The sequence below is a fragment of the Longispora fulva genome (assembly GCF_015751905.1).
In the GTDB taxonomy this organism is placed as follows: domain Bacteria; phylum Actinomycetota; class Actinomycetes; order Mycobacteriales; family Micromonosporaceae; genus Longispora; species Longispora fulva.
Genome location: NZ_JADOUF010000001.1, coordinates 7,430,056 through 7,444,549, shown reverse-complemented (window position 1 = coordinate 7,444,549; position 14,494 = coordinate 7,430,056). Strand labels below are relative to the sequence as shown.

Annotated in this window: 14 protein-coding genes and 2 tRNA genes; 2 read left to right on the top strand and 14 right to left on the bottom strand. The window is 70.0% G+C overall.

Going from position 1 to position 14,494, the window contains the following annotated elements; all coding sequences use genetic code 11:
* Positions 1-104: 104 nt before the first annotated feature.
* The 5 genes from IW245_RS34460 to IW245_RS34440 all read right to left on the bottom strand — a co-directional run bounded on the left by IW245_RS34460 (position 105) and on the right by IW245_RS34440 (position 4,615).
* Positions 105-872 (bottom strand): polysaccharide deacetylase family protein, encoded by a 768-nt coding sequence (locus tag IW245_RS34460; protein ID WP_197007280.1) that lies wholly within the window; start codon positions 870-872, stop codon positions 105-107.
* Between the two features lie 10 nt (positions 873-882).
* The gene (trpA, locus tag IW245_RS34455; RefSeq protein ID WP_231399034.1) at positions 883-1,662 is read right to left on the bottom strand and encodes a tryptophan synthase subunit alpha; all 780 of its coding nucleotides are present in this window, start codon (positions 1,660-1,662) and stop codon (positions 883-885) included.
* Positions 1,659-2,828 (bottom strand): tryptophan synthase subunit beta, encoded by a 1,170-nt coding sequence (gene trpB / locus IW245_RS34450; RefSeq protein ID WP_197008828.1) that lies wholly within the window; start codon positions 2,826-2,828, stop codon positions 1,659-1,661. Before trpB ends, trpA begins: the two co-directional genes overlap by 4 nt.
* 250 nt (positions 2,829-3,078) lie before the next feature.
* Positions 3,079-3,504, bottom strand: a complete 426-nt coding sequence (locus IW245_RS34445; RefSeq protein ID WP_197007279.1) for a nucleoside deaminase — start codon at positions 3,502-3,504, stop codon at positions 3,079-3,081.
* Positions 3,505-3,607: 103 nt separating this feature from the next.
* Positions 3,608-4,615: a TIGR03619 family F420-dependent LLM class oxidoreductase gene (locus IW245_RS34440; RefSeq protein WP_197007278.1), complete on the bottom strand. Its 1,008-nt coding sequence runs from the start codon at positions 4,613-4,615 to the stop codon at positions 3,608-3,610.
* A 92-nt stretch (positions 4,616-4,707) separates the two neighbouring features.
* Between IW245_RS34440 and IW245_RS34435 the strand changes: the two genes are divergently transcribed.
* On the top strand, positions 4,708-5,169 hold the full coding sequence (locus tag IW245_RS34435; protein ID WP_197007277.1) for an Lrp/AsnC family transcriptional regulator: 462 nt from the start codon (positions 4,708-4,710) through the stop codon (positions 5,167-5,169).
* A 211-nt stretch (positions 5,170-5,380) separates the two neighbouring features.
* Here IW245_RS34435 and clpX read toward each other — a convergent pair whose 3' ends face one another.
* The 5 genes from clpX to IW245_RS34410 all read right to left on the bottom strand — a co-directional run bounded on the left by clpX (position 5,381) and on the right by IW245_RS34410 (position 9,832).
* A complete protein-coding gene (clpX, locus tag IW245_RS34430) occupies positions 5,381-6,694 on the bottom strand; it encodes an ATP-dependent Clp protease ATP-binding subunit ClpX (RefSeq protein ID WP_443673921.1) in 1,314 nt (437 codons plus the stop codon).
* A gap of 143 nt (positions 6,695-6,837) precedes the next feature.
* Positions 6,838-7,479 (bottom strand): ATP-dependent Clp protease proteolytic subunit, encoded by a 642-nt coding sequence (locus IW245_RS34425; protein WP_197007275.1) that lies wholly within the window; start codon positions 7,477-7,479, stop codon positions 6,838-6,840.
* Between the two features lie 11 nt (positions 7,480-7,490).
* Positions 7,491-8,111 carry an ATP-dependent Clp protease proteolytic subunit gene (locus tag IW245_RS34420; protein WP_197007274.1) on the bottom strand — a complete coding sequence of 207 codons (621 nt, stop codon included), beginning with the start codon at positions 8,109-8,111 and terminating at the stop codon, positions 7,491-7,493.
* Between the two features lie 189 nt (positions 8,112-8,300).
* Entirely contained in the window at positions 8,301-9,644 is a 1,344-nt protein-coding gene (gene tig / locus IW245_RS34415; RefSeq protein WP_197007273.1) for a trigger factor, read from the bottom strand.
* Between the two features lie 114 nt (positions 9,645-9,758).
* Positions 9,759-9,832: transfer RNA gene (locus IW245_RS34410), tRNA-Pro, on the bottom strand.
* Between the two features lie 51 nt (positions 9,833-9,883).
* Between IW245_RS34410 and IW245_RS34405 the strand changes: the two genes are divergently transcribed.
* Positions 9,884-9,954 (top strand) — tRNA-Gly (locus IW245_RS34405).
* Between the two features lie 50 nt (positions 9,955-10,004).
* Here the strand turns inward: IW245_RS34405 and IW245_RS34400 are convergent.
* From IW245_RS34400 to IW245_RS34385, 4 genes are all read right to left on the bottom strand, one after another.
* The gene (locus IW245_RS34400) at positions 10,005-10,727 is read right to left on the bottom strand and encodes a hypothetical protein (protein WP_197007272.1); all 723 of its coding nucleotides are present in this window, start codon (positions 10,725-10,727) and stop codon (positions 10,005-10,007) included.
* Between the two features lie 64 nt (positions 10,728-10,791).
* Complete coding sequence (locus tag IW245_RS34395) at positions 10,792-11,490, bottom strand: tyrosine-protein phosphatase (protein WP_197007271.1); 699 nt, start codon at positions 11,488-11,490, stop codon at positions 10,792-10,794.
* Positions 11,491-11,554: 64 nt separating this feature from the next.
* Positions 11,555-12,445 (bottom strand): phytanoyl-CoA dioxygenase family protein, encoded by an 891-nt coding sequence (locus IW245_RS34390; RefSeq protein WP_231399030.1) that lies wholly within the window; start codon positions 12,443-12,445, stop codon positions 11,555-11,557.
* Between the two features lie 171 nt (positions 12,446-12,616).
* On the bottom strand, positions 12,617-14,488 hold the full coding sequence (locus tag IW245_RS34385) for a serine/threonine protein kinase (RefSeq protein WP_197007270.1): 1,872 nt from the start codon (positions 14,486-14,488) through the stop codon (positions 12,617-12,619).
* Positions 14,489-14,494 lie beyond the last annotated feature (6 nt).

Here is a 14,494-nt window from a genome sequence, read left to right as displayed (position 1 = left end):
GGGGCTCGGGGCCGGGAGCCGTGGCCCGCGCTGCGGCACGGCCTGAGGCCGGTTCAGGCCCGAGGTCGGGGCCTTGGCCTGCCTGCCCGCGCAGGAACAGCGCCTCAGCAGTTCTCCGTCCAGCAGTTCGCGATGCCGTTGGCGCGCAGCAGCTCCAGGCTCGCCACCGTCTCGGCCGGCGATCCGGTCCCGATCGGGTAGCGGCCCACCCGGTTGGCGTGCAGGGCCAGCTCGATCGCGTGGCCGAGCTCGACGCCGGGCAGCGCCCGATACACCGCCGTCACGGTGGAGTCCAAAGAATGGGCCGTGTCCACGCCGAGAACGATGACCGAACCCTCCCCGCCCAGCGGCACCGGCTCCGGTCGGGTGAGACCGCCCCGCAGCCCGGCCCAGAGCGCGTCGAGCACCGGGTCGATGTCCTCAAAAGGCATCCCCGCCGGCCGGAGCTCCTTCTCGGGGAACGTCACCGTCGGCCGGACGCCGGAACACCGCTCACACCAGCCCAGCAGGAGCTTGCTCTGCCGGAGCAGCTCACCGGGGGTCTCGGCGGCGTGCACCACGTTCGCGAAGGGGCCGTCGGCGAACCGCCAGCGGATGGCACGCTTCACCCGTCGGGCCGCTTCGTAGGCGTCCGGACCGGCCAGGGTCACCACCTGCGACGGGCCGCCACCGAGGTAGCGGTCGAGCAGGCCGAGCATGAGGCGGTGGCCGTCGTCGGAGTACTCACTCCACAGGTACCGGATATCGGCGGGGGTCAGAGAGATCCGATGTCGGCAGCGGATCTCCAGACCCTCCGCCTCGATCTCACGCTCCACATGGGCCGACAGCCCGGCGCGCAGACAGTCCGGCTTGAGCAGGAGGAAGGCTTCCACCCGTTGCAGGCTACCCGCCGATCGCCTTTCGGAAATCAGCCACAAGGCTGCCGATCGCCGCCGGTGATTCACCTTCGACGATCCGACGCATCACCGGCGCACCGATGATCACGCCGTCGGCCTCCGCGCAGATCTGGGTGGCGTTGGCCGGAGTCGAGACGCCGACCCCGATCAGAACCGGCTTGTCGGTGATCCCCTTGAGCCGCCGGGCCAGCGTCAGGGACGACTGGGCCAGGGAATCCCGCTCGCCGGTGACGCCCATCAGACCGAGGCCGTAGACGAAGCCCCTGGTCCGCTCGCAGATCACGGCCAGCCGCTCGTCCGAGCTGACCGGCGACGCGAGCAGGACGTGCTCGATCCCCGCCGCCGCGGCGTCGGACTCCCACTCGGCGGACTCCTCGTGCGGCAGGTCCGGCAGGATCGTCGCGCAGATGCCGGCCTCGCCGATCCGCTCCGCGAACCGCTTGTGCCCGGGCTGGAGCACCAGGTTGTAGTACGTCATCGCGATCAGCGGCGCCCGGTCGTGCCCGCCACGGACCAGGTCGTCCACGATACTGTCCACAGTGGTGCCACGCTCCAGCGCCAGCACCGACGCCTTCTGGATCACCGGCCCGTCGATCGCTGGGTCACTGAACGGCACCCCGATCTCGACGGCGTCCGCACCGGCGGCCAGGGCCGCGTCCACGTAGTCGGTCCAGTTCTCGGTGACGCCACCCGTCACATACGGAATCAGCAGCTTGCGCCCGCCGTCCCGCGCCGCCATCAGCGTGCTCTCCAGCCGTCCAGTCATGCCGTCGTCGCCTCTCCGAGCAGCCCGATAACCGTGTGCATGTCCTTGTCCCCGCGCCCCGAGAGGTTGACCAGCACCGTCGAACCCAGGGGGATCTCGCGGCCGGCCTCGCGGATCACGTAGGCGATGGCGTGCGCCGACTCGAGCGCCGGGATCAGGCCCTCCAACCGGCTGAGCACCTGGACCGCCTCGAGCACCTCGTCGTCGTCCACCGTCGGGTAGTCCGCCCGGTGGATCGAGTCCAGATACGCGTGCTCGGGGCCCACGCCCGGGTAATCCAACCCCGCGGAGATCGAGTGCGCCTCCAGCACCTGGCCCTCACGGTCCTGCAGCAGCTGGCTCCGCGAGCCGTGCACCACCCCGACCCTGCCGCCCCCGATCGCGGCCCCGCCGGCCGCCTGCACGCCGACGAGCCGGGCGTCCGTGTCGACATAGCCGGCGAAGATGCCCGCCGCGTTCGACCCGCCGCCGACGCACGCGACCACCTGGTCGGGATGCGCGCCGAGGATCTCCAGGCACTGCTCGCGGGCCTCCTCGCCGATGATCCGCTGAAGCTCCCGGACCAGCCACGGGTAGGGGTGCGGGCCCATCACGGAACCGAGGCAGTAGTGCGTGTCGTGGGTGTTGGCCACCCAGTCGCGCATCGCCTCGTTGACCGCGTCCTTCAGCGTGCGACTGCCGGACGCCACGGGCCGGACCTCGGCGCCCAGCAGGCGCATCCGGAACACATTCAGCTCCTGGCGGGCCATGTCGACCTCGCCCATGTAGACCACGCAGTCGAGCCCCAGCAGGGCGCACGCCGTCGCCGTGGCGACTCCGTGCTGCCCGGCACCGGTCTCGGCGACGACCCGGGTCTTGCCCATCCGGCGGGCGAGCAGCGCCTGACCGAGGACATTGTTGATTTTGTGGCTACCGGTGTGGTTGAGGTCCTCGCGCTTCACCAGCACCCGGACACCCAGCTTCGCCGACAGCCGGTGGCACTCGGTGACCGGTGTGGGCCGCCCGCTGTACTGCTTCAACAGCCCCCGCAGCTCCGCGTGGAACTCCGGATCCGCCCAGGCCGCACGGAACGCCTCCTCCAGCTCCAGGCAGGCCGGCACGATCGGCTCGGGCACGAACCGCCCGCCGAAATCCCCGAAGCGCCCGTCCGCAGAGGGCAGTCCCATCAACTCCGCACTCACAGTTTCCTCGATCCACCTGGAGGCCGCGGGGCAGGTCACGCCTGCCCCGCGACAAGAATGCCGGATCGGGAGACCAAAGTCAATAATGAGAGTTCTAGAACTGACATTCTTCCTCTGATATAACTGTTCTAGAACTGGAGTGTAGCCTGCCGACGCCAGGGGCTGGTTGGGCGGGACCAGCCGGCGCGGCAGCTGGGTCAGATCGCAGATCCCGCACCGCACGGACGCCCGGGGTTCACAGGTAGTAGCCGGCCAGCGGGACGCCCGCCTCGTCCGGCAACGATGGGCCCTCCAGGCGGACCGTCTTCGGTGGGGCCGGCGGCTTGAGGGCGGTGAGCTGGGCGGTGGACAGCGCGAACACGACCCGGCCGATGCCAGAGCGTTCGATCGCACCCTGGCACATGCCGCAGGGCTGGCAACTGGTGTACATGGTGGTGCCGGCCGCGGTGTCCAGGTCGAGTTCGCGCGCTGCCCAGCGGGCCAGTTTCAGCTCTGGATGCGCGGTGATGTCGTTGTCGACGTCAACGGTGTTGTGGGCCTCGATGAGGACCTGGCCGTCCGGGCCCACGAGGAGGGACGCGAACGGGCCATCTCCGGTGGCCCGTGCTGAGACCGCGAGTTCCAGTGCCCTGCGGAGGTGGCGTTCGTCGTCGGGCGTCATGCGTGTTCCTTTCGGAGAGAGTGGATGCCGGTGTCGCCAGGGGTCGCGGGGGTCGTATCGTGTGGCTGCTGTGTGCAAGGTGCCTGGCCGGTGGCTGGGCGCGTCACGTGCGGTCCGCACCACGTGCGGCAGACACACGATCGGCAACGGCCTCACGGTCCGCGGGCGACTCACGATCGGTGCCCGACCCACGGCTCGCAGGCGACTCCCGGTCAGCGCCCGGCTTACGACCCGCGACCGACCCACGGCCCTCAGCCGACCCACGGTCTCTGGCCGGCACGAGGCGAGCCGCCACCGCCTCGAGCATCCCCCACGCCACCTCAGGCCGAAGCGTCTCCGCCGGATCACCCTGATACGGGTCCAGCACCACAGTCTCGACCCCGAACCCACGAAGATGCCCCAGATCATCGACGACCTGATCGATGGTGCCCTCGCCGGCCCCCCGATCAGGCGCGGTCACCGGTTCCTCGGTCAGCCGCAGCGTGATCCGGGGCGCCAGGGCCGGTACCGGTCGCCGCTCCTCAGCCGCCACGGCCCGCAACCTGTCCACCGCCGCCCGGAACCAGTCGAGGGTGAACCGCAGCGGATGCCAGGCGTCTCCGAGCCGGACCGTCCGGCGCAGGGCGGCGTCACTGTTGCCGCCGACCCAGATCGGAACCCGCCCGGCCGCGTAGTCGTCCTCGTCAGCCCAGGCGGCCCGGAGCGCCAGCAGATGCTCGTCGGTCAGCCGACCGCGCCGGTCGAACCGCACGCCGAGCGCCTCGAACTCCTGCCGCGCCCAGCCGACCCCCACGCCGAGCACCAGCCGGCCCCCGCTGAGCTGGTGGAGGTTGGCGGCCATCCGGGCGACGAGCAACGGATGCCGGTACGGCATGAGCAGCACCGTCGTGCCCAACCGGACCCGGCTCGTGATCCCGGCCAACCAGCTGAGGGTGGTGAACGGCTCGTAGAACGGCGCCGGGTACCGTTCCGCCACGTCCGGGGTGATCGCGACGTGGTCGGAGACCATCAACAGGTCATAGCCCAGCCCCTCCACCGTCCGCGCCCAACTCCGCAGCACGCCGGGGTCGGTGCCGGGACCGAAGTTCGGGACGTTCACGCCAATCTGCACTCGATCAGATTATCCCCGAGGATGCCCATCAGGAACAGACTGTCACCGGTTCTGTGGCTGTTCTACCGTGAATTCACCGGTAGTCTCGCTACATGACCGAGACTCTTGATCCGACCGACTGGGCGATCCTGGTCGAGGTGCAGCGCGACGGCCGGATCACGCTCACCGAGCTGGCCCGGCGGGTCAACCTCAGCGCCTCCGCCACGACCGAGCGCCTCCGCCGGCTCGAGTCAGCCGGCGTGATCACCGGCTACCACGCGGCCGTGGACCTGACCCGGGCCGGCTACCCGGTGCTGGCGGTCGTGCGCCTCAAGTACCCGGGTAGTCAGCATCAGCCGCTGCACCAGCTCCTCGGCGAACGTTTCGAGATCCTCGAGTGCCTGCGGACCACCGGAGACGACTGTTACACGTTGAAGGTCGCCGCCACCTCGATGGCCCACCTCGAACAGTTGATGAACGAACTGGCCCGGTTCGGCGGCACCAACACCAACGTGGTCTACAGCCAGACCCTGCCGTATCGAGGCCCCAGGCCCCCCGACCAGACGGCGGAATGAACGGCTAGCGACCGCTGGGACACGTGGCCCCCGCCGGCTGCGCACCGCCCGGCCATCCGGGCGCCCAGGCCATCCGGGCCACTCTTGGCCGCCCGGGCCGCCATGTCGGCCGCCCGGGTCGCCGGGTCGCCGGGTCGCCGGGTCGCCGGGGAAACGCAACAATGGCGCCCCCGGACACCCGGGGCCGCCATCGAAGGACCGAACAGACCGATCAGGCCGACTTGTCGCGCCGCTCCCGGTCCCGGGGCGCGCTCCGCAGCGGAATGTCCCGCGGAATGATCGTCGGATTCACGTTTTCCCGCACCACGGCCCGGGTGATCTCGACGCGGGCGACGTCGGAGCGGCTGGGCACCTCGTACATCACGGGGAGGAGGACCTCCTCCATGATCGCGCGCAGGCCACGGGCTCCGGTGCCGCGCAGGAGCGCCTGGTCGGCGATGGCCTCGAGGGCCTCCTCGTCGAAGACCAGCTCCACGCCGTCGAGCTCGAACAGCTTCTGGTACTGCTTCACGAACGCGTTCTTCGGCTCGCTCAGGATCTTGATCAGCGCGGTGCGGTCGAGGTTGCGCACGTTGGTGATGACGGGCAGCCTGCCGATGAACTCGGGGATCAGGCCGAACTTCAACAGGTCGTCGGGCATGACCTGGTTGAAGATGTCATCCGTGGTGACCTCTTCCTTGGACCGGATCTGGGCGCCGAAGCCGAGGCCCTTCTTGCCGATCCGCGACTCGATGATCTGGTCGAGCCCGGCGAACGCCCCGCCGCAGATGAACAGCACGTTGGTGGTGTCGATCTGGATGAACTCCTGGTGCGGGTGCTTGCGGCCGCCCTGGGGCGGCACGTTCGCGCTGGTGCCTTCGAGCATCTTCAGCAGCGCCTGCTGGACGCCCTCGCCTGACACGTCCCGGGTGATCGACGGGTTCTCGCTCTTGCGGGCGACCTTGTCGATCTCGTCTATGTAGACGATGCCGGTCTCGGCGCGCTTGACGTCGTAGTCGGCAGCCTGGATGAGCTTGAGGAGGATGTTCTCGACGTCCTCGCCGACGTAGCCGGCCTCGGTGAGCGCCGTGGCGTCGGCGATCGCGAAGGGCACATTCAGCATCCGCGCGAGGGTCTGCGCCAGATGGGTCTTTCCGCAGCCCGTGGGGCCGATCATCAGGATGTTCGACTTGGCGAGCTCGACGACCTCGCCGCCGCCCGGCCGGTTGCTGACCGACTCGGCCTGGATCCGCTTGTAGTGGTTGTAGACAGCCACCGCGAGCGCGCGTTTCGCCTGCTCCTGGCCGACGACGTAGGCGTCGAGGAACTCGGAGATCTCCTTGGGCTTCGGCAGCTCGTCGAACTTGACGTCGCCGGCCTCCGAGAGCTCCTCTTCGATGATCTCGTTACAGAGGTCGATGCACTCGTCACAGATGTAGACGCCAGGGCCAGCGATGAGCTTCTTCACCTGCTTCTGCGACTTGCCGCAGAAGGAGCACTTGAGGAGGTCACCGCCATCACCGATTCGAGGTGCCACCTGCGTCACACTCCCTGTGCTCACGGTCTGAGGGCTCGCGCCCCGGACGTCCGAGACCCGCTGCTTCGACGTTACCTGGTTGGGGGCCCCATCGAGGCCCCCAAACCCGCATAACCTCCACCACTCGACGGCCCGGGGGCCGACGGTGGCTACTAGCTGACGGCCCGGACTACGGCGTTCTTCTTCCGCGGCGCCTGGACTGTGTCGATCAGACCGTAGGCAAGAGCGTCCTCAGCAGTGAGGATCTTGTCACGGTCGATGTCCTTGCGGACCTGCTCGACGGGCTGGCCCGAGTGGTGCGCGATCAGCTCCTCGAGCATCGTACGCATACGCAGGATCTCACGAGCCTGGATCTCGATGTCCGAGCCCTGACCGTACCCGCCCTCGGTGGCCGGCTGGTGGATGAGCACCCGGGAGTTCTGCAGGGCGACCCGCTTGCCCGGGGTGCCCGCGGCCAGCAGCACGGCGGCGGCCGACGCGGCCTGGCCGAGGCACACCGTCTGGATGTCCGGCCGGATGAACTGCATCGTGTCGTAGATGGCCGTCATCGCGGTGAACGAACCACCGGGCGAGTTGATGTACATGACGATGTCGCGGTCCGGGTCCGTCGACTCCAGGACCAGGAGCTGGGCCATCACGTCGTTCGCGGAGGCGTCGTCGATCTGGACGCCGAGGAAGATGATGCGCTCCTCGAACATCTTGTTGTACGGGTTGGACTCCTTGATCCCGTACGACGTGCGCTCCACGAACGACGGCAGGATGTACCGGTTGGTGACCGGGGCGAAATCAGACATGGCCACTTCCCTCAGTTGTCCGTGCCGGCGCCAGCGGGGACCTGCGCGGCCCCGGTGATCACCTTGTCGATGAAGCCGTACTCCAGGGCGGCCTCGGCCGTGAACCAGCGGTCACGGTCGGAGTCGGTCGCGATCTGCTCGATGGTCTGGCCGGTGTGGTACGCGATCCGCTCGTGCATCAGGTGCTTGGTGAACACCATCTGCTCGGCCTGGATCGCGATGTCCGCGGCGGTGCCGCCGATCCCACCGGAAGCCTGGTGCATCATGATCCGCGCGTGCGGCAGGGCGTAGCGCTTGCCCTTGGCGCCGGCGCAGAGCAGCATCTGGCCCATCGAGGCGGCCATGCCCATCGCGACGGTGGCGACGTCGTTCTTGATGAACTGCATCGTGTCGTAGATGGCCATACCCGAGTAGACCGAGCCGCCGGGTGAGTTGATGTAGAGCCAGATGTCGCGCTCGGCGTCTTCCGCGGCGAGCAGCAGCAGCTGGGCGCAGATCCGGTTGGCCGACTGGTCGGTCACCTCACTGCCCAGGAAGATGATCCGCTCCTTGAGCAACCGGTTGTAGACCGAGTCGTCAAGGTTGCCGAGACTTTCGGCCCCGCGTGCGACCGGGGAATGCAGGTCGGTCATGGCAGCCCTTCGCCGTACCACCCGGCGCGCTGATCACGCCGGTCGGGGGTTTTCTTATCTGCGACCCTAGCCGGTGCCGACGGCAAACCGGCCCCGTGAAGGGCCCGTTTCGCTCCGCGCTGAAAACGGCCAGAAGACGCGGACGGCGCGCGACCCTTGCCCGGGTCACGCGCCGTCCGGACGCGTTACTTACTCGGCGTCGGCTTCCGCCGCCACCGTGCCGCGCAGGTCGTCGACCTTCAGCTCGGCACCGGTGGTGTCCGTGATCTTGATGTTCTCGACGACCTGGGCCAGGGCCTTGCCCCGACGCACGTCCCCGAACACCGAGCCGGCGACACCGGCGCGGACGAGCTGGTCGTAGTACTGCTGGGGGGCGACCCCGGACTGCTGCGCCCGGTGCACGATCTCCTGGCCGAACTCGTCGTCGGAGACCTGGACGTCCTTGTCCTCCGCGATCGCGTCGAGGAGGAGCTGGATCCGGACGGCCTTGGTCGCCGACTCGGTCAGCTCGGCCGTGAGGCCCTCCTCGGTCTGGTCCTCAGCCTTGAGGTACTCCTCCAGCGTCGCGCCGACCCGCTCCAGCTGCTCGAGCATCGAGTGCTTGCGGTGCTCGACCTCCTCGGCGACGACCGACTCGGGCGCGGGCACCTCGACGGCCTCGATCAGGGCGTCGATCGCCTTGTCGCGGGCTGCCATGAGCTGCTCCATGCGCTTGACCCGGGTGAGCCGGGTGCGCAGGTCGTCGCGGAGCTCGGCGAGCGTGTCGAACTCGCTGGCCATCTGGGCGAACTCGTCGTCCAGCTCCGGCAGCTCCTTCTCCTTCACGCCCTTGATCGTGACGGCCACGTCGGCGTCCCGGCCGGCGAACTCGCCGGCGACGAGGGCCGTGGTGAAGGTGGTCGACTCGTCGGCGGACAGGCCGACGACGGCCTCGTCCAGGCCGGGGAGCAGCTGGCCGCTGCCGACCTCGTGCGAGATGCCGCTGGCGGAGCCGCCCTCGACGTCCTTGCCGTCGACCGTGGCGTTCAGGTCGAGGGTCACGTAGTCGCCGTCGGCGACAGCGCGGTCGACGCCCTTGAGCGTGGCGAACCGGTCACGGAGGCTGTTGACCTGCTCGTCGACCTGCTCGTCGGTGAGCTCGAGCTCGTCGACGGTGACGCTGATGCCGGAGAAGTCCGGCAGGGTCAGCTCGGGACGGACGTCGACCTCGGCGGTGAACTTCAGCGGCTCACCGTCGGCCAGCTCCTCGACGTCGATCTCCGGCCGGCCGATCGTCTTGACCTCGTGTGCCTGGACCGCGGCCATGTACTGCTCCGGCAGCGCCTCCTGGACGGCCTCGCTCAGCACCGCGCCGCGCCCGACCCGCTGGTCGATGACGGCAGCCGGGACCTTGCCCTTCCGGAAGCCGGGGATCGAGATCTGCTGGGCGAGCGTCCGGTACGCCTTCTTGAGGCTCGGCTCGAGCTCAGCGAAGGGCACCTCGATGGACAGCTTCACCCGGGTCGGGCTAAGGGTCTCCACGGTGCTCTGCACGGGCGTACTCCTTGATTGGTGTGCGGTTGAGAGGTCTGACCGAACGAGTCTAGACAAGCGTCGCCTGCCTGAACGGGCTGGGACCCGAACAGGAAGCCAAGGTCACAGTCTGTGTCGGGATGACAGGATTTGAACCTGCGACCCCTCGCTCCCAAAGCGAGTGCGCTACCAAGCTGCGCCACATCCCGGTCGAACCTCCGGGAGTCTACCCGCTAAGCTGGGAGCGCGCCTCGGCGCATGCGGGCGTAGCTCAATGGTAGAGCTTCAGTCTTCCAAACTGACTACGCGAGTTCGATTCTCGTCGCCCGCTCAGCACGGTGAGGCCCCGGTCACAGACCGGGGCCTCACCGCATTCCCGACCTACCCGGCCAGCGCCCCCAGCCCGGCCAGCAGCTCCAGCCGCTCGTCCTCCGTCAGCCACCCGTAGACCGGGGCGTCCCGACGGTTCGTGTCGGCCTCGATCGCGGCCCGGACCGGCCCGTCGCCCAGCTCGCGCACCTCGGCGGCCGTCAACCCCGCCGCGGCCCACGCCGCCTTGTGCGCGTCGGCCCGGTGGTGGCGCAGGGCGCCGAGCCGGTTCAGCAGCAGCAGGGCCGGGGACGCGTCGGCCGGTTCGAAGACCGGGGACAGGGCCGCGAACGCCGGTCCCCCGGTGGCTGCCCCGGCCGCCAGCAGGATGCCGACGAGCTCCGCCAGCCTGGGTACGCCGGCCAGCCCCGGCATCGTGCCGACCGGCGTCAGCGCCCACAGCTCCGCGGCCCCCTCGGCGGCGGCGTCCTGGACCGCCAGCGCCACCGCCCTGCCGAGGTCGGTGAGCCGCCAGGAGCCGTCGTCGACGACGACCGCGATCCCGGCAGCGAGCTCGGCGTACAGGTCAGGAGGCCCCTGGTAGACCCGGCCAGCGGCCAAGCCGTCGGCGGACAAAGGGCGGGCGAGCAGCCCGAAGTAGTAGTCCAGCACGAAACCGGGGTGGACCCCGAACCTCTCGATCACCGCGCGACCCCGCTTTCTGCCGGCGGCGCGGGCGGTGCTGTAGACACGGTCGATGACGGGGCGGATCAGGGCGGCGTAGCGCTCGGTCATGTGGGGCTCCGTTCGGGATGGGCGGGGCCTGGCCGGGCTCCGGACCGGTGCGTGCCAGGCCCGGTCACCCGGCTCGCAGGTGGGTGCGGAGTGCCGCGACGGTGCTGGCGGGCACACCGATCGAGGCGACGTACCCGTCGAGGTCGCCGTGCCGGGCGCGCAGCGCGGCGAGGAACAGGTCCATCGCCTCGCCCGGGCAGGCGCTGAACGGCGGGAAGTGCCCGTGGCCGTAGCCGGCGGCGAGCCGGGCGGTGACCAGGTGCACGGTGTCGGCGGTGCGGGCGTAGTCGGCGACGATGGCGTCGTCCGGCGCGCCGAGCAGGCCGAGGACCAGCGCGGCGAGCACGCCGGTGCGGTCCTTGCCCCCGGCGCAGTGGAACACGACGGGGCCGGCGTCGGGGCTGGCCAGCACCGTGAGGCACGCGGCCAGTTCGTCGGCGCCCTCCACCGTCATGTCCAGGTAGCGGTCGCACAGGTAGCGCGCCACGCCCTGGGACTCGTCGTAGGCGACGGTGTCCCAGAAGGTGCGCAGCACGGACAGGTTGCGGTAGTCCACCGCCGCGTCGGCGCGGACCCGCCCCTGGCGGACAACCTCTTCGGGGGTACGCAGATCCAGCACCGTCCGCACGCCCAGCCCCCGGAAGCGGGCCCACTCGGCGTCGTCCAGTTGGGTGAGCGCGTCCGAGCGGTACACCCGACCGGGCCGCACCCGACCACTGTCCGCTGTGGAAAGGTCACGGAAATTGAACGCGTTGGTGAACATCGCGCCACCGTAACCACGCGACTACGCGCCCGACATCAGCCGGGCGCGCAGAGTTGTGTACCGGTTACGGCTTGAGTGGGGGGTACGTCGGGTCGAGGTGACCACCCTCCTTGAGCTGCACGTACAGCGGGACCTCGCTCGGGAAGTGGCCCCACGCGTGGTCGCCGCCCTCCACCGGGTCCACGGCGCGCCCGTCGAGCAGGTCGCACATCTGACGCTGCACGGGCGTCAGGTCCTCGAAGGAGGCCGGCTTCTCGTCCCGGATCGCGATCCACCGGTACGTGTACCCGAAGAAGGCGACCTTGCGGGTGAAGTCGGAGTAGTTGTTGGACCGGGCGTGCCAGATCCGCCGGTCGAAGAAGACCACGTCACCGGCGTTGACCTGGACCTCGATGGCGCCCTCGGGGTTGGGCCACTCCATGTCGCGGCGCGGCGGGCCCTGAATCCAGTTGGTCTTGTGGCTGCCCGGGACGACCTGCAGGTTGCCCCGGCCGGTCTCCGACAGGTCGGTGAGGAAGAAGGCGAGCTTCACGGAGAGCTGCGGACGCGGGTCCGTCTCGATCTCGCGGTTCTGCCGGCCGCCGTCCTGGTGCCACTCGAAGCGCGGCGGCTTGTGCACCTCGATCTTCGGGTGCACGTCGAGGTGCGAGTGGTAGACGTGCACGTTCCAGCCGATCGACGACCAGACGAGCGGGAAGACCTTCTCGTGGGTCATCAGGCCGGCGAGCTCCGGGCAGCTGGCGACGGCGCTCAGCTTGTGCAGCGAGCCGTCGGCGCCGAGCTTGCCAGCGGCGGCGTGCTCGGCGTAGACCCTGTCCATCGCGCTGGTGTAGTGCGCGATCTCCTCCGGGGTGAGCACCCCGCGGATGATGAGGTAACCGTCGCGGTCGAACTGTTCGCGCTGGTCCGGGGTCATGGCGAGCTCGGCCGCCGGGGCGTGGGCGGTTGCGGTCAACGTGCTCTCCTCCGTGAAGGGTCCTGGAGTCCTCGGGTGACGGGCACCGACAGAGGTCGGCGTCGCACAAGCCACCTCGGCAAGTAGACGCTTCAGAAACTACATTGCGTGGTGAATGTGACTCACGTCACGCCCAATTGACCGTCATCTACGGTGTCCAAGTGACAGAAATCAACCGATAAGGCGTGACAGCCAGCCAGTGCTGTCCAGGTACTGCAACCCCGTCACCGCCAGGAACAACGCCACCACGATGTGCGCCACCCGCGCGCTCCGCCGGGTCCGCCCCAGCCAGCGCACCATGATGAGCAGCCCGACGAGCCGGCACAGCCCGAACACGCCCAGCCCGATCACCAGCTCGAAGACGAACGCGCCGAACTTGCCGCCCACGCCGCCGAAGCCCCCGGCGAACGCCCAGATCCCCCAGCACACGAACGAGAACGCCGCGCCCACCGCGCTGAACTCCCAGCCCCTGGCCAGCAGGGCGAGGCGCTCCCCGACCGGCAGCCGCGGCTCGCGGTGCCGCTCCTGGATCTCCGCCGTCGGGTCCTGCTCCTTGGCCTGCGGCTTCGGCACCGACGCCCGGCCGGCCGGCCCCTGGTCGCCGTGCGGGGACGCCGGGGAGCCGTGCGGCGCCAGTTGCGAACGGTCCGGCGACGCGACCCTGGTCCGGTCGAGCGGGGCGGTGGACCGGTCCTGCCGGGCCTGCGCTCCGCCGGGACCGTCGTGCGACGCGACCCTGGTCCGGTCGAGCGGCGCCGTGGCCTGCTGACCCGGCCGCTGCCGGGGGTCGAAGGCCGTCGTCGGCTGGGCCTGCGGCTGCGGCCGGACCTGCTGGTACGGATCGGCCGGCCGCCGGTAGGGAGACGGGGACACCGGCGGGGCGAACACCTGGGTCTGCACGGGCGGCACCGCGTACTGCGGGGTCGGGGTGGGCACCGCCGGGCGGGCCAACACCTCGCGCAGGTGCACGAGCTCGCGCTCCAGGTTCTCGATCCGGGCGAACGCCCCGGTGTCGGTGCCGGCCACCGGCTGCCGGGGCGGCGTGACGGTCGCCCGGCCCACGGTGCGGCTCGGGGCCGCCGACATCCAGTCCACCCCGATGTCGGGGATCCCCGCGGCGCGGACCAGCTCGACCAGGTCGGACACCCAGCCCGACAACTGCGCGGTCGACGGCCGGTGCTCCGGCTCGTCGGCCAGCGGGGCCAGCAGGTGGTCGCGGAGCTTCGGCCGGGCCTCCAGCATCGGATGCGACCGCAGGGTCGCCCACGGCGGTGGCGGGGCGTCCGGCACCTCGGGGCCGGTGTGCTCACTGCGGGGGAACGCGCCGGTCACCAGGTAGTACGCCACCGCGCCGAAGCCGTGCACGTCGTAGGCCGGGCCCACGGTGCCGCTGAACGCCTCCGGCCCGCCGGCCTCCACCGTGTACGCGATCTGGGTGATGTGGTCGCGGCGGTGGTAGCGCGCGCCGGTGAAGTCGATCAGGCGGATCTCACCGCTGGGCAGCACCATCACGTTGGACGGCTTGATGTCCATGTGCAGCACCGGGCACGCCGACGGGTCCTCGGGGAGGTGCAGCTCCTTGAGGATCCTGGCCAGGAACGCCAGCGAGGCGGGCGCGTTGAGCAGCCGGCCGCCGGCGTGACGCTGCGAGACGTACTCCCGGAGGTTGACGCCGGGCACGTAGTCGTAGACCTGGATCGGGACGGCGTCGCCGGGCGGGGGCAGCTCGCCGGGCGGGTGCGGCGGCGGGCCCCAGAACCCGTCGGCGCGCCGGCAGATCCCGGGCACGCCCCGGTTGTTCAGGTCCATCAGGGCTGCGTCGCCCTTGTCCCAGGACCGCAGCTCGTCGGCGATCGGCCGCAGCGGGTCGACCCGGAAGACCTTCACGGTCATCGGGGCGGAACTCACTCCACTGCAGACCCGCACGGCCCGGTAGACCTCGGCCTGGCCGCCGGAGCCGAGGTGCTGCACCAGGCGGTATCTCTGGTGGGTCTCCGGCAGCGGACCGGCCGGGCCGCAGACGAGATCGAGGAGTTCGGTCACTTACCG